The 17,890-nt window shown below is 43.3% G+C and carries 11 protein-coding genes and 3 pseudogenes; 11 read left to right on the forward strand and 3 right to left on the reverse strand.

Going from position 1 to position 17,890, the window contains the following annotated elements:
* Positions 1-11: 11 nt before the first annotated feature.
* Positions 12-2,597, forward strand: coding sequence for a glycoside hydrolase family 3 C-terminal domain-containing protein (locus tag JHU38_RS02455; RefSeq protein ID WP_107582608.1), 2,586 nt, complete (start codon positions 12-14; stop codon positions 2,595-2,597).
* A gap of 114 nt (positions 2,598-2,711) precedes the next feature.
* Positions 2,712-5,195: an outer membrane protein assembly factor BamB family protein gene (locus JHU38_RS02460; protein WP_394370893.1), complete on the forward strand. Its 2,484-nt coding sequence runs from the start codon at positions 2,712-2,714 to the stop codon at positions 5,193-5,195.
* Positions 5,196-5,253: 58 nt separating this feature from the next.
* On the opposite strand, the gene JHU38_RS02465 is transcribed toward JHU38_RS02460, so the two are convergent.
* On the reverse strand, positions 5,254-6,495 hold the full coding sequence (locus tag JHU38_RS02465) for a BaiN/RdsA family NAD(P)/FAD-dependent oxidoreductase (RefSeq protein WP_107582607.1): 1,242 nt from the start codon (positions 6,493-6,495) through the stop codon (positions 5,254-5,256).
* Positions 6,496-6,671: 176 nt separating this feature from the next.
* On the opposite strand from JHU38_RS02465, the gene JHU38_RS02470 reads away from it, so the two are divergent.
* The 6 genes and pseudogenes from JHU38_RS02470 (at position 6,672) to JHU38_RS02495 (ending at position 13,108) form a co-directional block, all read left to right on the forward strand.
* Positions 6,672-6,995 (forward strand): hypothetical protein, encoded by a 324-nt coding sequence (locus JHU38_RS02470; protein WP_107582606.1) that lies wholly within the window; start codon positions 6,672-6,674, stop codon positions 6,993-6,995.
* A 547-nt stretch (positions 6,996-7,542) separates the two neighbouring features.
* Positions 7,543-8,772 carry a site-specific integrase gene (locus tag JHU38_RS02475; protein WP_107582605.1) on the forward strand — a complete coding sequence of 410 codons (1,230 nt, stop codon included), beginning with the start codon at positions 7,543-7,545 and terminating at the stop codon, positions 8,770-8,772.
* 60 nt (positions 8,773-8,832) lie between these two features.
* Positions 8,833-10,094, forward strand: a pseudogene (locus tag JHU38_RS02480) (tyrosine-type recombinase/integrase).
* Positions 10,091-10,493, forward strand: a pseudogene (locus tag JHU38_RS02485) (hypothetical protein). The pseudogenes JHU38_RS02480 and JHU38_RS02485 overlap by 4 nt, the downstream one beginning before the upstream one ends.
* A 247-nt stretch (positions 10,494-10,740) precedes the next feature.
* The gene (locus JHU38_RS02490; protein WP_107582604.1) at positions 10,741-12,084 is read left to right on the forward strand and encodes a TIGR00341 family protein; all 1,344 of its coding nucleotides are present in this window, start codon (positions 10,741-10,743) and stop codon (positions 12,082-12,084) included.
* Positions 12,085-12,206: 122 nt separating this feature from the next.
* Positions 12,207-13,108 (forward strand): annotated as a pseudogene (locus JHU38_RS02495) (BCCT family transporter).
* Positions 13,109-13,454: 346 nt separating this feature from the next.
* On the opposite strand, the gene JHU38_RS02500 reads toward JHU38_RS02495, so the two are convergent.
* Positions 13,455-13,760, reverse strand: a complete 306-nt coding sequence (locus JHU38_RS02500) for a helix-turn-helix domain-containing protein (protein WP_036859640.1) — start codon at positions 13,758-13,760, stop codon at positions 13,455-13,457.
* Positions 13,757-14,047, reverse strand: a complete 291-nt coding sequence (locus JHU38_RS02505; protein ID WP_107582603.1) for a helix-turn-helix domain-containing protein — start codon at positions 14,045-14,047, stop codon at positions 13,757-13,759. Before JHU38_RS02505 ends, JHU38_RS02500 begins: the two co-directional genes overlap by 4 nt.
* Before the next feature lie 477 nt (positions 14,048-14,524).
* Here JHU38_RS02505 and JHU38_RS02510 point away from each other — a divergent pair, with 477 nt between their 5' ends.
* The 3 genes from JHU38_RS02510 (at position 14,525) to JHU38_RS02520 (ending at position 17,630) form a co-directional block, all read left to right on the forward strand.
* Positions 14,525-15,961, forward strand: a complete 1,437-nt coding sequence (locus tag JHU38_RS02510) for a VapE domain-containing protein (protein WP_107582601.1) — start codon at positions 14,525-14,527, stop codon at positions 15,959-15,961.
* A 201-nt stretch (positions 15,962-16,162) separates the two neighbouring features.
* Positions 16,163-17,146 carry a toprim domain-containing protein gene (locus JHU38_RS02515; protein ID WP_107582600.1) on the forward strand — a complete coding sequence of 328 codons (984 nt, stop codon included), beginning with the start codon at positions 16,163-16,165 and terminating at the stop codon, positions 17,144-17,146.
* A 4-nt stretch (positions 17,147-17,150) separates the two neighbouring features.
* Positions 17,151-17,630, forward strand: coding sequence for a DUF3408 domain-containing protein (locus tag JHU38_RS02520; RefSeq protein ID WP_107582599.1), 480 nt, complete (start codon positions 17,151-17,153; stop codon positions 17,628-17,630).
* The last annotated feature ends 260 nt before the right edge of the window (positions 17,631-17,890 follow it).

Consider the following 17,890-nt stretch of genomic DNA (forward strand, 5'->3'; position numbering starts at 1 on the left):
AAGATAGAAACATGAAAAAACTGAAATGTTTATTGTTAGCTGGTGCTTTTGGGGGGATGTTGGCTGGGTATGCCCAGCAGGCATTGCCGTATCAAAATCCATTGCTTCCTGCTGAGGCGCGGGCTGAGGACTTACTTTCCCGCATGACCATAGAGGAGAAGGTCGCACAGATTCGTCATCTACATTCATGGGATGTATTTGATGGTCAACAGTTGAATAAAGATAAGTTAGAAAAAAAATGCTCGGGCATTAGTTATGGTTTTTTTGAAGGTTTTCCATTGACAGCTGCTAATTGTCAAAAGACGTTTAAGGAAATACAGACGTATTTAGTAGAGAATACTCGTTTGGGTATTCCTGCTTTGCCTGTAGCGGAATCATTGCATGGCGTGGTACACGAGGGAGCTACAATCTATCCGCAAAATATAGCTTTGGGAAGTACGTTTAACCCGTTTCTTGCTTACCAGAAGACAAAGCATATTTCAGGAGAACTGAATACGATGGGAGTGAAACAAGTTCTGGCTCCTTGTATTGATGTAGTACGTGAATTGCGTTGGGGACGGGTGGAGGAATCTTTTGGAGAAGATCCTTTTCTTTGTTCTCAGATGGCAGTTGCCGAGGTGAAAGGCTATTTAGACCATGGTATCTCTCCCATGTTGAAGCATTATGGTCCACACGGCAATCCGTTGGGAGGCTTAAATTTAGCCTCGGTAGAATGTGGGATTCGTGATTTGTTTGATATCTATTTAAAGCCGTTTGAAGCCGTTTGTGCTCAAACGGGTGTTTTAGCGGTGATGTCGAGTTATAATTCCTGGAATCGCACGCCCAATTCCGCTTCCCATTTTATGTTGACCGAAATCTTACGTAATAAGTTCGGTTTTCGAGGTTATGTCTATTCTGACTGGGGAGCGATTGATATGTTGAAAACATTTCATCATACAGCAAGTTCTAACTTCGATGCTGCCCGTCAGGCATTAGAGGCTGGTGTGGATGTGGAAGCGTCCAGTAGCTGCTTTCCTTCTTTAATAGAGCAAATTCGCAAAGGCGCATTTGATGTAAAGATTGTAGACCGAGCTGTGAAACGAGTCTTAATTGCTAAGTTTGAGTTGGGGTTGTTTGAAGATCCCTATTTGGATAAAACAACTTATCGGTTGGCATTGCGTGCACCCGAAAGTGTAGCGTTAAGTCGGCGAATTGCTGAAGAATCTATTGTGTTGCTGAAGAACCAGAATCAACTACTTCCTTTGAATCCATTGGAACTAAAATCAGTAGCGGTGATAGGCCCTAATGCCGATTATGTGCAGTTTGGTGATTATACTTGGAGTAAAAACAAGGAAGATGGAGTTACTCCGTTACAAGGTATTCGTCAGCTATTAGAAGGGAAAGTGAAAGTGCATTATGCAAAAGGCTGTTCGTTGGCTTCTATGGATACGACAGGGATTGCCGAAGCCGTTGAGGCTGTTAAGAAGAGTGATGTCGCATTGGTATTTGTGGGTAGTTCGAGTACGGCTTTTGTGCGGCATAGCGCAGAACCATCCACAAGTGGAGAAGGTATTGATCTGAACGATATATCGCTGACAGGCGCACAGGAAACACTCATCAAACAGGTATATGCTACGGGTAAACCGGTGGTTGTGGTGTTGGTGGCAGGAAAGCCTTTCGCCATGCCTTGGGTGAAAGAGCATATTCCTGCGATAGTGGCTCAATGGTATGGCGGAGAACAAGAGGGCCATGCTATTGCAGATGTGTTGTTCGGACGTGTCAATCCTTCTGGCAAATTATCTTTTTCTTTCCCTAAGAGTACAGGCCATCTGCCAGCGTATTATAACCATTTACCTACCGACAAGGGATTTTATAAGGAACCTGGAACATACGAGAAACCAGGTAGAGATTATGTGTTTTCAGATCCAACCGCTCTTTGGGCTTTCGGACATGGATTGAGTTATACATCTTTTGCTTATTCGCATGCCGTGACTGATAAAAAGCAGTATCAGCCTTTTGATACCATCAACGTGACTGTGGCGGTGAAGAATACAGGGCCGGTTAAGGGTAAAGAGGTTGTGCAGGTTTACGTGCGCGATGTAGTAAGCTCGGTTGTTACACCTGTGAAGCAGTTGAAAGGATTTTCTAAAATAGATGTTTGTCCGGGGGAAACAATAGAAACTGTGATAAAAGTGCCTGTTACAGAGTTATATCTTACCGATAATTTCGGTCAGCGGATGTTAGAAGCTGGTGTTTTTGAAATACAAGTAGGTACTGCTTCTGATCATATATATCACACATTGCCAGTTACTGTTGGTGTTATGGACATGCAGTTTAGAGATTCCGAAGTACAAACGTCTAAAAAGCAAGTCATTATTTCAAGCAGGCAACTCATGATAGAAGGGTGTGTGCGTGATGTGCAAGCAACTCCTGTGGCAGGATGTCTGGTGAAGTGTCTGAAGACAGGTGCTGCGACAAAAACCGATTCTAAAGGACTTTATAAGATAAAGGTTGCAGATAATGATACTCTTTTGTTTTCGAAAAAAGGGTATACAGAAAAGAAAGTTGCTGTCCGCCAACAGACCTCCATCAATATTCAATTAACAAAAGGCTTTTGATATAGATGCCGCAAAGTGTAACGACAACTTATTTTTTATCGAAAGGATGAAAGTTGTATAAAATTTACTTAGCTGATACAAGATAATAATATGATTTTCTTTGAATACAGAAATATGTATATATACGAAAAGGAAACTGCTTTGGGTGTGAGTTGTACGAATGGAAGTAAACAAACATTCTTTCAAGTTGTGTGTTTGTTGATGTTTTTGCTAACTATTCCATTCCCTCTTTATGCTCAGTATACGGGTAGAGTGTTTGAAGATCGAAATTGGAATGGCGTATATGATAAAGGAGATAAGTTGCTTCCGAAAGTGGCGGTGTCTGATGGTTTGCATGTAGTGCAGACAGATGCAAAAGGAACTTATCTCTTGCCGGGGCATGAGCGTATGCGCTTTCTGTTTATTACAACGCCTTCGGGCTACAAGACTTTTAATGCGTTTTATCAACAAGTAAGGAAAGGAACGTCTTCGTATGATTTTGCGTTGTATCCTTGTTCTGTGGGAATAAAGTCAGATGGCAGTCATCAATTCATCCATCTGTCTGATACGGAGATATCTACGGAGGAAGGACATGACATGTGGTCACGTCAACTGTGTGAATATGCCGACAATGAGAAAATAGCCTTTGTCGTTCATACAGGAGATATTTGTTACGAAGGAGGTTTGAAAAGTCATATTCGGATTCTGAATACTCGTTTGATGGATAATACTCAGGTGTTTTATGGCATAGGCAATCATGATTTGGTAAAGGGAGCTTATGGAGAAGAACTTTATGAAAAAATCTATGGCCCCGTGTTTTACTCTTTTGATGTGGGAGCCGTACACTATGTGATGACACCGATGCTTCAAGGAGACCATCGTCCTAGCTATCGGAAAGAAGATGTATATCGCTGGTTGAAGAATGATTTGGCCTTGGTGGAAAAAGGCAGACCAATCGTATTCTTCAATCATAGCATACCCGAAGATACTATCACGTTTCGCTATGGAATCAGTCCGACTGAATATATAGATTTGCCCGCAAGAGGAGTGAAGAACTGGTTCTATGGACATTGGCATATTCATCATCAGGTTCAGCATCCTGCTACGAAAATGAATCTCATTTGTACCGCTACACCTGCAAGCGGAGGCATTGATCATGCCACTTCTGCTTTTCGGGTATTAGCTGTTGACGCAAAGGGGAAGACGACTTCCGAGATGCGTTACAGCTATCTGCCTGCTTATGTGCAGATCGCTTCTTTGAATGGATTGCAGCGTCCGAAGTTATCTTCGGGAAAAATTCCATTGTCTGTGAATGCCTATTCGTCTGTATCTCCGGTACAATCAGTGCAATATCGCTGCACGTGTGAAGGTCGCCCCATAACTCCTCTTCGTTTTATGCAGCCGCAGAGCGACTTTACGTGGTATGCGGAGCTGGAGTTAGCTTCGCAATGGAACAACCGCAAGGTGACCATAGAGGTGCAGGCTACTTTTAAGAATGGCGAGGTAAAGAGGACAAAGCGTTCGTTTTTTAATGGACTTTTAGAACAACCGGCTCCCATGCGTTTGTCATGGGTGCGGAATGTTGGTGCTTCGGTTTATATGACGGCACCTGTCGTTCAGGAAAACAAAGTCTATTTAGCAACCATTGATGAGAATGGAACAGGCAAATCGGCCTTAGTATGCTTGGATGCCAATACTGGAGCAATCTGCTGGAAGTATCCCATTCGCGGTTCTGTGCGAAGTAGTATTGCGGTTTCTAAAGGTTATGTGTTGGCACAAGATGTCTATGGTTCGTTGTATGCTGTTGATGCATTGACGGGACAATTGAATTGGGAGAAAAACTTGGGCATTGGCTTGTTGCCGGGATTGAATGATGGCTTGTTGGCAGTGGGCGATGTTGTGTATGCCGGCACAGGATTATCTTTGTGCGCGTTACAAATATCTGACGGGAAACTATTGTGGAGAAACAAGGAATGGTCGCGAGGAGAAGGTTGTGTGGCCACGTTGTCGCTTCACCAACATATTTTGATTGGTCATGCCAACTGGAAAGGATTGTATGCTAATGACGCCCGTACAGGTAAAATGCTGTGGGAGAAGAAAGATAAGGAACTTCGTTATCGTTCAGGATCGGTTACTTGGAGTGGCGAACAGTTTTATTTGCTTTCCGGTAAGTCGTTGTTTCTTATTGATGGCCATACTGGTCACATCATTGTTCATAAATCATTAGGGTATGGAGTGGATGTTAATACGGCTCCATTGATAACCGATGACGAGATTATCTTCGGTACAGCTCAACGAGGAGTGGTAGCTTTGAATAAAGAAACGTTAGAGGAGAAATGGCGTTTTCAAACATCTCCTGCTTTAATCTACACGTCACCTTATACGCGTCCTCCTTCTGCCACGGTCGAAACGCGTCCTATTTTGCAGGGAGATATTGTATTTATCGGTGCTTCAGATGGCTATCTCTATGGACTACATCGAAAAACGGGAAAACCGGTATGGAAGTTTCAGACAGGTGTTCCTATTTTCTCAACGGTAGCCGTTGCTAATGGTTGGCTTTATATGGCCGATTTTGGTGATAATGTTTATGGGTTTGAGGCGAGAACTCTTTTTCTGTAAGATTATTCTTTCTATGAGGGTATGCCTATTTTGACATACCCTCATTTAGTATATTTGTTTATATCGAGAAGGATTCCGCTGCCGCTTTTCCTGCAACATAGCCTGTTGTCCAAGCAGCCTGCAAGTTGAAGCCACCTGTTATTCCGTCAATATCAAGCACTTCGCCTGCAAAGTACAAGTGTCGGCATACTTTGCTTTCCAGCGTGCGGGGGGTGATACTTTGCAGACTGATACCACCGCAAGTTACGAACTCATCTTTAAATCGGCCTTTTCCTTGAATGTTATGCACGTCATTGGTGAGTGTCTCTATCAGTTTATTCATGCCTTTACGTCCCAATTCTTCCCAACGCTTTTTGCTGTCCAGTCCAGCCCGCTCCAACAGATATTGCCAGACGCGGGTCGTAAGTTGATATGGGACGACGCCGGCCATTTGTTTCTTTTGATTGAGCTGAATCATCTTTGTAAGTTGCTGCTCAACGATAGCTGCATTCGTTTCGTTTATCCAGTTGATAGCCACGTTGACTTTATATTTATGCTCATGCAGATAGCGGGCTGCATAGGACGATAGCTTCAGTGTTGCCGGACCACTCATGCCCCAGTGAGTAATAAGCAGTGCGCCTTCACTTTTAAACTTGGTGGAAGGTATTGACAGGCTAACCGGGTCTACCACGATTCCCATCAAGTCGGTAAAGGCCTTGTCCTCGACGCTAAGCGTGAATAGCGAAGGCGCCGGCTCTATAATCTCATGTCCCGTCTGCGCATGGTGTTGAAGTCCTTTGAGCAAGGGTGAGCCACCCGTCGTAATAATAACTTTATCAAACTGTTGGGCAGGCTGATTCGCAAAACTTACTTTCAGTCGGCCTTCTTCCAATGGCGTAATACCCGAGAGACAATGGTGCAACAATATCTTAATGCCAAGTTTTTTAGCTTCGTTTGTCAGACATTCGATAATAGCCTGCGAATTCTGAGCCTTTGGAAAAACACATTGGTCGGCCTGTGTCACGAGTTCTACACCGTTATCTTCAAACCATTGATATACTTCCTTATAGTCGAATTGCTTGAATAGGCGCTTCATCAGTTTGTGCCCTCTGGGATATACGTGTTTCAGATCTTTTATATTTGCAAAACTATTCGTCAGATTGCAACGCCCACCACCCGAAACGCCCACCTTGGCAAGCACTTTACCGGTTTTCTCGTAGATGATGACTGTAGCATTCGGGTTAGTACGCTTGGCTGTTATGGCAGCAAAGAAACCTGCCGCGCCACCACCTATCACAGCGATATGGCTTGAAGTACTCATATATTCTACATTGATTATGTGATCACTAAGTTACTGAAAAATATTTATTTGTGCAATAATACCTATCTAAATTGGATAGAATTTGGTGCTTTGGATTATTAGTATTACTTTTGCACTCCGAGAAAACTAAATATTTTTTAACTACATTATATTTATTTTGTAATAAAACATCGTATATGAAACGAAACATTTTGATTCTATTGTCAGTATTGACATTCACAGGCACTGCTTTGGCCCAGGATGACAAGGTCGTTAACTACAGGACAATGGCCCGCGAACAGTTGGACCTTCGTGTGCAAAACCTTCAAGACGAGTTGAGAGAAGCTACTTCTCAAAGCAAGAAGGCTAAAGAAATCTACAAAGACGCCCAAAAGAGTTTTCAACAAGCAAAGAAGGCTTATCAAGAAGCTAAGACACTTGAAAAGCAAAAGAAGCAAGCTTTGAAAGAAGCCCAGAAAGCAATTAAGTACAGGGCTAAACTTAAAGCTTTGGGTAATTAAATTTTTCCGATCCGATTTTTAGACTTTTATTATCGCATTGTGTATGCTATTGGCTGACACCTAACATACACAATGCTTTTTTTATTATTCAAATAATTCACGCACTATACGTTTATCATCTTCATCTTTCTAATGTACTGATTAACAGGAATTTAGTAGTTGGTTGTCGAAAGCTGTTCTTGGTCGTTTTAAAAGGGCAGCTTTTAGCGTGTAAAAGGGCTGCTTTTAGCGTGTAAAAGGGCTGCTTTTAGCGTGTAACTAATCAATGAAAATGGAGAAATATCGAAATTGATGTAAACTAACTGATAATGAGTAGGAAATGCTCTAATTTGCACAATACGTCTTTATTCGTAAAAGGCAGAAAAGTGCAGATTTAGGCAGAAGTTCAGTTACCAAAGTATTACCTGATTTTGGGATAGGTAACGATGGAGTAATGTTCGGTAACTGAATTATTTTCGCTCGTGCATCTGTTGCTTCGGTCGGCAGTTTTCTGCGTAAGTGAGGAACGCTTTAATTCGGGTAATTTTGCCCACAAATATTAAAGCGTATGAAAACAGAGAAGATGAAGGTGCTGCTCTACCTTAAAAAGAGCAGTTTGGACAAGTCGGGCAAGGCTCCGATTATGGGACGAATAACCATAGGGCGTTCCATTGCCCAATTTAGTTGTAAACTATCTTGTACTCCCGATTTGTGGAATCCACGTGAGAGTCGTATGAATGGCAAGAGCCGCGAGGCGGTGGAGATTAACGGCAAGTTGGAGAACCTACTGCTTTCCATTCAATCAGCTTATCAATCCTTGTTTTCAAAAGGTTGCCCATTTGACGCAACCGAAGTAAAAGAGCAGTTTCAAGGCAGCGTACAGGCACGGTGTATGTTCATCGAAAGGCTGGATATGCTTATCAAGGAGCGTGAAGCGCACATCGGTATAGATATGAAGAGAGCATCTATGTCTGCCTATCGTCTCACCCGAAAACGATTGCAGGAGTTCATTCAAAAGAAATATAATGTTTCGGACTTGGCATTCTCGCAGCTGACAGAAAACTTCATCTACGAACTGCAGACGTTCTGTCTCGGTGAACTTGGTTATCAGCAAAGCACATTCTTCAGAGTGGCAGCAGATTTGAAGACTGTCTGTAGGCTTGCTTATCGTGAGGGAATAGCCGATACATTTCTGTTTGACAAAGCGCATATAGAACGTGGAGACAAGAAAACGCCGAAAGCACTCGACAGGGAAGCCTTGGAGAAGTTAAAGGCTCTCCGCTTTGATGACTTGGAGGAGGAAATGGAAACGGCAAGGGATATTTTTCTCTTTGCCTGTTATACCGGTGCAGCCTATTGTGATTTGATGATGCTTGGTAAGAAGCATCTTGTTCGTGATGATAATGGTAGCCTTTGGTTAAAGTTCAATCGGCAGAAGACGGGTGTGCTTTGTCGCATCAAATTATTGCCCGAAGCCATCCAGCTAATCGAGAAAATGCACATCGATGAAAGGGAAACATTGCTCCCCTTCATTAAATATCCCGCTTATCAGTCTTGCCTGAAAGCCTTACGACTGCGGGCAGGTATTTCTTTTCCCTTTACCACGCATACAGCAAGGCACACCTTTGCCACGCTTATCACCTTGGAACAGGGCGTACCGATTGAAACGGTGAGCAAGATGCTCGGACACACGAACGTAAGTATGACCGAACGCTATGCAAAGGTAACCCCGCAAAAGCTCTTTGAAGAGTTTGGTCGCTTTCTCTCTTTCACAGAAGATTTGCAGTTGGTTATTTGACCAATTGCTTTCATTCGACATCGTTTTGGATAAAAATATACATACAAAACCATCAAGACAATGAGGAGTACATTCAAGATATTGTTCTATATCAACAGGCAGAAAACAAAGACTGATGGTAAGACAGCCATTCTCTGCCGTATTACCATAGATGGGAAAAGTTCCGCCATAACCACAGGAGAGGAATGCCTGCCGACAGAGTGGAACGCCAAACAAGGACAGACTACCGACAAAAGAATAAACAAAAGGCTTGCAGAGTTCAAAGAACTTGTAGAAAAGACTTATCGGGATTTACTGACGAGGGACGGAATGGTCAGCGTGGAGCTAATCAAGAACCGCTTGCAAGGTATTGCCACTCATCCGACAACGCTGCTTGCCATGAGCAAGGCTGAACTGCAATCCGTCAAAGAGTGCGTGGGAAAGTCAAAAGCAGAAAGTACGTACCAGAATCTTTGCTATTCCGACAAGCTGTTATGCGAGTTTGTCAAGGATAAAGGTGTAAAGGATATACCTGTAATCACCATTACGGAAGATTTGTTTGAAGAGTATTGTTTCTTTCTTAAAAAAAACGGACTGAAAGAATCAACTATCAATAAGCTCCTTTGCTGGCTAAGTCGATTGATGTATCGTGCGGTCAGCCAAAGGCTCATTCGTTGCAATCCCTTTGAGAATGCCAAGTACGAGAAAACGGAACAGAAAATACGCTTTCTGCAAAAGAAGGATGTGGCCAAACTCATGGCTTTGAAAGTAAACGACAAGGAAGTAGAACAGGCAAGACTGCTGTTCATCTTTGCTTGCTTTACAGGCTTGGCTATTGCCGACATGGAGCATCTGCAATATGGACATATCCAAACAGCGGCGGGCGGACAGAAGTACATCCGTAAGGAACGGCAGAAGACAAAGGTGGAGTTTGTCGTTCCTTTGCATCCGATAGCCGAAGCCATTATCAAACATTGCAAGGCTAAACAAAAGAAAACGGAGGAATGCAATCGATGAAAGAAAAAGGTAAAACTGAAATAACGACAGATAACCTTGTCTTTCCCAGTGATTGCAGCCGAAGTATGATGAGTGCAAAGCTAAGCATCGTGGGCAAAGCTTGCGGCATTAGAGAAAGGTTATCCTACCACATGGCACGGCATACGTTCGGCACGATGAGTTTGAGTGCCGGCATTCCCATAGAGAGCATTGCCAAGATGATGGGACACGCATCTATCGCCAGCACACAAATCTATGCGCAAGTAACCGATAATAAGATTTCGGAGGATATGGACAGACTGATTAGGAAATATCAAAAGGAGAAAGCAAAGGAGGAAGCGATATGAACGTCAATCACCATCAAGCAAAAAGAGACCGCAGTTATTTCGAATGGGGCGATAAGATGCAAATTGTCCGCAAAGGAAATGGCGATATAGCCATGACGGAGACTGAACTTGTAGATTTCTTCGGTGTAACATGGAGGAAGCTCTATTATCGTCTGCAACTGCTTCTGAAAACATCTCATCTGCACCCTGACGAAAGGGATGCTGGTGAGGAAGAAGTTTTTGTGAACGGACGACCAAAAGGCTATGCGCCGCTTTATCTGCTCTCAACCATCATTGCCCTGTCCTTTCAGTTGGACAGCACGGAAGCCCTATCTGTTCAGAAAGTACATTTATAGGGAAATACACCGCCCGACAAATATCATAACACCGATATTCTTAATCGGCAAGACGGATAGCTGATACATTTCTTTCTCTTTCACTGATATTATCTTACTACATAACTACAAGGAGAAGGAATACGGTGAAAGAAAAAGGTTAAGCGTGTAGTCAGAAAATAGAAATCGCTATTACTACAGTCTGACTACACGCTACCACTTCTTTGTTAGATTTTGTGTTATGATAGCAGTGGTTGTCATTGCATTTTCGGTATTTTTCGGCCTTATTGTTATTTCTTTTTTGTATTTTTGTAACAAAAATACAAAAGACAATGACGCAAGACGAAAGAACACTCTGGCAGGTCGTAAAGGGATACTTTAATGCTCTTCCCGATAAGGAAAGCGAGGCGGAGACAATCAGCCAGATCAGTAGTGGGGTCAGGTTTCACGGTTCCAACCTTTGGGTATTAATCTTTGCCATCTTTATTGCCTCATTGGGATTGAACCTCAATTCCACCGCAGTAATCATCGGTGCCATGCTTATTTCTCCGCTCATGGGTCCGATTATCGGCATGGGGCTGTCTGTAGGGATCAATGATTTTGAATTGCTCAAGCGGTCTATCAAAAACTATTTGGTTGCTACCGTCATCAGTGTGATAACGGCAACCATCTACTTTGTCATCACGCCACTTAATGAGGCACAGTCCGAGTTGTTAGCGCGCACTTCACCTTCGTTATACGATGTGCTCGTGGCTATTTTCGGTGGTGCTTCCGGCATTCTTGCCATAGCCACCAAGGGCAAGGGAAACGTAATACCGGGGGTAGCCATCGCCACGGCATTAATGCCCCCATTATGCACGGCCGGATATGGTTTGGCTGTTGGCGAATTTTCATTCTTTTTCGGAGCGTTCTACCTTTTTTTCATCAACACCGTTTTCATAGCCCTTTCTACTTTTGTCGGGGTGAGAATGTTACGGTTCAAGCGGAAGACGTTTGTTAATACCCAACAGTTGAAAAAGGTAAAGAAGTATATTATTGCCATAACTATCATAACCATGTTGCCAGCCACCTATATGACGATACAGATTATTCGAACGAGTGTGCGAGATAGCAATACGCAGCAATTCATTAAGAATGAACTCACCTTTAAAGGCACGCAGATACTCTCCCATAGTCGCAACGACGACAAGAAGACCATAAGAGTCGTGGCTATAGGAAAATCCATTGAGAAAAATGCCATTGACAAGGCAAACCTTAAGCTGGAGAACTATCATCTTTCAGGGTATCGTCTGAATGTCATTCAGGGATACCAATCCGACAGCCTCCTGTTGCTTGAAGGACAAACGATGGCACAGGCATCAAAAGCAACCCAGCAGCAGCTAATAGAACAAACAGCGCAACTGAACACAGTGAGCAAACAGCTACAAGAATATACCGCTTATGAGAATCTGGGGAAAGAGATTTCCCAAGAAGTGAAAGCTGTCTGCCCGAAGGTGAAAAGAATAAGTCTTTCGCAAGTGTCTGAAGCCCGCACCGATACTTCGACAACACTCCGCTACACAATTGCCGTTGCCGGCTGTAGCAATCCTTTGTCCGTCGCTGAACGCCTGCAGCTTCAACGGTGGTTGAAAGCGCGGTCGAAAGCAGACAGTTTGCGGCTCATTACCACACAATAATTGTTTGTGTCGGTTTTCAACCTTTCCGGCAGTGCTATCTAATCTAATTTAAGATAGATAATTCCTCACCTGTGATATGTTTATATATTGTAGGCGGAATCATTATTTTTAATTATTGAGAGATGAATTTTAAGAAATCAACTTTTACACGTAACGTTGCTTATCCCGGGCTGTTTGTCCTGATAGGCTTATCATTGGTTTGTGCTTTTTTTCCAAAGTGGACGAATGCAATGCTAAGCTCGGTCCAGTCTGGTATTTACAGAAGCCTTAGTTGGTCTTATATCCTTTTGGTGTCGTTTTTCTTTATTTTCCTCGTAGTAATGGCGTTCAGCAAGTTAGGCAACATTCGTTTGGGTACAGATAATTCTTCGCCGCAATACAGTTTCTTCTCGTGGATAGCGATGCTTTTTGCCGCAGGAATGGGTATCGGTCTGATGTATTTCGGTGTGGCCGAACCGATGTCTCACTATGTGAACCCGGCACTTCCTAATATAGCTAATCCGGCCAAGGAGTCCCAGCTGGCTACATTCTTTCATTGGGGTTTGCACGCATGGAGTATATTTGCACTTATGGGGCTTATCCTTGCGTATTTCTCTTTCCGTTATAAGCTACCTTTGGCTATCAGGAGTGGTTTTTATCCCCTATTAGGTGAACGTATAAAAGGGCGCATTGGCGATGTTGTTGACGTTTTTGCCTTGGTGAGCACTTTTTTGGTATAGCAACATCTTTGGACTTTGGTGTAGTTCAGTTAAATGCTGGTTTAGTTCACTTGGGAGTCCTTAATCAATCAAGTCTCTTTTTTCAATGCGTAATTATCATACTAGTTAGTTCTGTGGCCATAGCGTCGGCGGTGGCTGGTGTAAACATGGGTGTTAAACGGCTGAGTGAAATAAATCTAAGTATGTCGGTATTGCTGATGATTTTTGTGCTTTCCGTAGGGCCAAACGCGTTGCTTCATGCGGATAAGCTCGATATTTGGTCATTCCTGTTTTCCAATACGCTCTATTTCAAACCAATAAAATAGATTAGATTTTGTCTGTTTCAAAACTTTTACTTATCTTTGCAGCGTGAATTGTAAATGTAAATAACATTCAATCAGGAATTAGCAAGAGTGAAACTGCCGGTAACATTATATAAAGGTATAAGCGCGATGCAAGGAAATGTGTATTTCTCTGTAACAGCATCACGCCTTTATTGCTATGTGTCAAACAATTATTACTATTCACGATGACAAAGATACAATAAATATTATAAAATGAACCCAAGAAGAACGAAAATTCTTATATTGAGAAATAAATAAAACGGTACTTGGAGTAGATGCATCTCTATCCGAGTACCGTTGTCCGTTCAGCAATATACGCTTATTGCCTTTATCCTGTTCTACTGCTCTTGTAATTCTCCTGTAGCATCTTCTCCAAGTCCGAAGCCTTGTAGAGTATCTTTCCTGCAAACTGTGTGTAGGGGATAATCTTCCTGTCTCGGTAGTCCTGCAAGGTACGGGGACTGATATACAGCCGCTCACACACTTCCTTACCCGTGAGGAAAAGTTCTCCTGCAAAGAGTGGTTTGTGTGTATCCGACACTTCCACAATCCGTTTGCCTACACCTCTCAATGCCGAGACAACCAGCTGCATCTCGTCCGTCTCCATGTTCAAGTCTCTTGCTGTTTCCATTATATCTGTCTGTTTTTAGGTTTGTTAGACTTCGTAAGAAGCAATGCTTCCACATCCTCGCGCTTATAATAGCACTTGTGCCCGATTTGCGTAAACGGCAGCACGCCCGTATCGCGATAATGCTGCAAGGTGCGTTTGCTGATGCTTAACAGTCGGCACACATCGCCGTTGTGCAGCCAGTCCGTGTGCTTACTCTTTTCTCCGAATGCCTTGTGGCAGCATTCTGCAAGGCTCAAGATTTCATCTCGAAGCTTTGCCCAATTAGTTTCTGTAATGATGTAATAGTTCATAATTTTATATTGTTATTGTTTGTTGTTTCAGGTCTTTCCTGTTTCCATCGGCAAAGATAATGGCGTACGTACACCTCTCAAAGCCGTGGTGAACAGCAGGGAAGTTTCGGGAAGAACAGGGAAAAGGGTAATCCGTTCCATCGGTTCGCATTTGCGTTTTCCTGCCCCATCTTCTTCTTTTGTTGCAAAGACAATGCAAGCGAGTGCAGAGGAAAGTTCACTTATCCTTTGTTGAGCGCAGCTTGTCTTATGCAAAATTAATATTGGATATTTCTTATTCCATCACTTTCCATTCAAGTGGCAGCTTGTGGCGTCGTAGTGGAATAGGTTGGCACAGTAATCCGAGATAAAATATGCTCCAATCAATAGTTTGTAGATAGCTGGAGCAAAAAACTGTATCTGAAAGCAGACAACGACAATCGTATTTCTACTAACCTATCTTTCCTGTCATCCGTTTTTTGCTTAATGAGACGATAAATGCTCTTCTTGCCTGCCCGTTTACCTAAGAATTTTGCAGCAGACAGATGCAACATTATGCAAGAAGTCTCTGAATGCTTGGAAGTTACGCGTTCTCACCCTAACTTCACTCTTGGAAACCAATTCAAGGAAATAATGAAAAAGAACGCAGATGCAGGCAATATAGGCAGCAGGAGAAATCCTCATCGCAGGGGTAGTTCCTCCAAGAATGCAGAGATAGAAAACTACCTCTCCACACACTACGAGTTCAGATGCAACACGATATTGGGCAGAACCGAATATCGCAGTAAGGATAATAGCGATTTTGTAAAAGTCGGTCGCTACGAAATCAACACGCTTCGCAGGGAACTCGATTGTGATGAAGATATAATGACTTCCTCCGATAATCTCTACTCCATCATCGAGAGCAGCTTCTCTCCCCGTATCAATCCCGTGCAGGAGTATTTCAAAGAGTTGCTACTGATAGATATAGGTGATAGCAGTAGCTGTGATGATGTCGGTTGCAGGGATAGTAATGTGCCTTCTTTTTCGCCGAAAGCAATTTCCGATTTGGCAAGTTGCGTTGTTATCCGTAATTCTAACAAATGGTTGCCGTATCTTACCAAATGGCTTGTTGCGGTGGTCGCCAATGCGATGGACGACCGCGAGTGTCGCAACCATACCTGCCTCGTGCTGACAGGCGAGCAAGGCAAGTTCAAGACGACGTTTCTCGATTTGCTCTGTCCACCCAAACTGCACGGTTACAGCTATACGGGCAAGATATACCCACAAGAGAAGGATACACTTACCTATATCGGTCAGAATCTTATCGTAAACATAGACGACCAGCTAAAAGCCCTCAATAAGCGGGACGAAAACGAACTGAAGAACCTTATCACCTGTCCGATGGTCAAGTACCGTATGCCGTATGACAAGTATGTTGAGGAGCATCCCCACTTGGCAAGCTTCGTGGCGTCAGTGAACGGGAATAACTTTCTTACCGACCCGACAGGCAGCAGACGTTTTTTGCCTTTCGAAGTACTCTCCATAGACATAGAAAGAGCAAAGGCAATTTCTATGGATAAAGTTTATACGGAAGCCAAAGCCCTGTTAAGGTCAGGTTTCCGCTATTGGTTTGACGATGACGAGATAGCCGAACTGTATCGGGAGAGCGAGGATTTCCAAGTACAGACAGCAGAGATGGAACTCTTGCTACGTTGTTTTGAGAAGCCAACGGAGGACGAGAACTATTTGTTAATGACCACTACGGAGATACTCACCTATTTGGGTATTTATACCCACCAGCCACTTCTTGCCAAACGTATGGGCGAAGCCTTGAAGAAAGCAGGATATATAAAGGTGAGTAAGCGAAGAAACGGTAGGAATCCCATCTATGTCTACAAGATTAGAAAAATCTTGCCATGTCCACTCATTCAAACTTGTAGTAGCCAAATGTAGTAGAATGTGTAGTATCTCCATATACTACTAATTATTGTTGATTATCAATTACTTATATTAAAATAGTATGTAGTAAGAAGAAAGGTAAAAAAGTTTGGAGGGGAAAACTTTAGAAAAGAGGATTTCATTCAAATGGCATTCAAATATAATTCAAACCAACCATTATTATTCAAATAAGAATTATCCTACCATTTAAAGTTTATGACAATGAAAGAAGATTTATCACTTATCAAGCGATACCCCATCGTGGAGTATCTTGAAAGGAAAGGCATCAAGCCTGTACGCAGGACCCCTGCCTATGCCCTGTACCGTTCACCACTTCGTGAAGAAACACATCCGAGTTTCAAGGTGGACACAGAGAAGAACCTTTGGATAGACTATGCCGAAGGCAGGGGCGGAAGCATCATCGACCTCTGTATGCGATTGGAGAACTGCACGCTCTCGGAAGCCATCTGCCGTTTGGGGCAGACCACTTCCTTTGATACAACGTGCAACAATGTCGAACCCTCAAAGGAGAAGGCATACAGCAGCAATGGCAGTATCAAACCGCTAAAAGAGAAAATGGCCAATGGGACAAGGAGACTGATAGAAGTATCAGACACCTTGCCGCCACCTTTGCAGGAGTATCTTACAAAGGTGCGCTGCATCAACTTGGTAAAGGCGATACCCTTTCTCAAATGTATCAGCTATGAGGTAAGAGGAAGAAGATACGAAGCCATTGGCTTTGCCAACCTCTCCGGCGGCTATGAACTTCGGAACGACAAGACGTTCAAAGGAACGGTAGTCCCGAAAGATATAACCCCGGTATTTGAGAATAAGCCACAGCCCGTCTGTCTGTTCGAGGGGTTTATGGACTTTCTCTCTTTCCTTTCAATGAAAGAAGAAGTGAATAACCGCTGCCTTGTGATAAACTCTGTGAGCAACATTGGAAGAAGTATCAGCTACCTGAACAACCATCAAGTATCTTCTATCCGTACTTTCCTTGATAACGACGATGCCGGGCGGAGAGCAACACAGGAGCTGATAAGGGCAGGTTTTAAGGTAGAAGACATGTCTGTACATTACGGGAACTTCAAAGACCTCAACGAGTATCATGTCAGCCGTGTTCGTGAGCAACAGAAAAAGCTGGAGAAAGCTCCAAAAACAAACAATAAACCCAAACAAGTCAAACTAAAAATACGATAGAACGATGAAAAAGATAAAAGCAAGCAGAGAGGAGATAGACCAATCCATAAAAGAAGCGTTCAACATGAACAGACAGGAAAGTAATGAAAGAACAGAAAGGAAAAGTCTTTCATACTACTTGGGAGATACAGAAGACGAGGTGGAAGAACAACCACAGGCAAAAGCTCCATCAAAGGAAACAGATTGCCAAGAAGTAATAGCTTCTGAGCCTGCACAGCACACAGAGAATGAAACCGTTCAACGGCGTATCAGTGCCAAGATGAGACGGGGAACGCTCGAAGCCTACAAGCAGGCTTTCCTTGTTCCGACCAAATTGAACGACCGAAAGGCGGTTTATCTGAGTAGGGCGACACAGGAGCGCGCAGACATCATCGTCCGCAGACTGGGCGACAGGGGCAGCAACCTTTCAAGTTTTGTAGAGAATATCGTGCGCATTCATTTGGAGGAATACGGTGAGGACATAGAGAAATGGAGAAAGCTGTAAACCGCAGGAAAAGGGTCGAGGGTTTTATTCAAAACCCACAACCTTTTTTAGAGAATACGATAACGGCAATTTACTGAACAGGCAGAATGGTGAGAACACCACGAACACAGTTAAACACAGAATGCACGGCATTCACTTTTCGGCTGCAAAACGCCTCGTGCGTAAATGGTCTTATCACTGACATTGCAAGACGTCAGTTTGTACCCACAAACTGCGCTTGCTCCCCTTGTGAGACTGTCGGGGAGATTAGACCGTAATCA

It is taken from the genome of Prevotella illustrans, from assembly GCF_017426725.1.
GTDB lineage: Bacteria > Bacteroidota > Bacteroidia > Bacteroidales > Bacteroidaceae > Prevotella > Prevotella illustrans.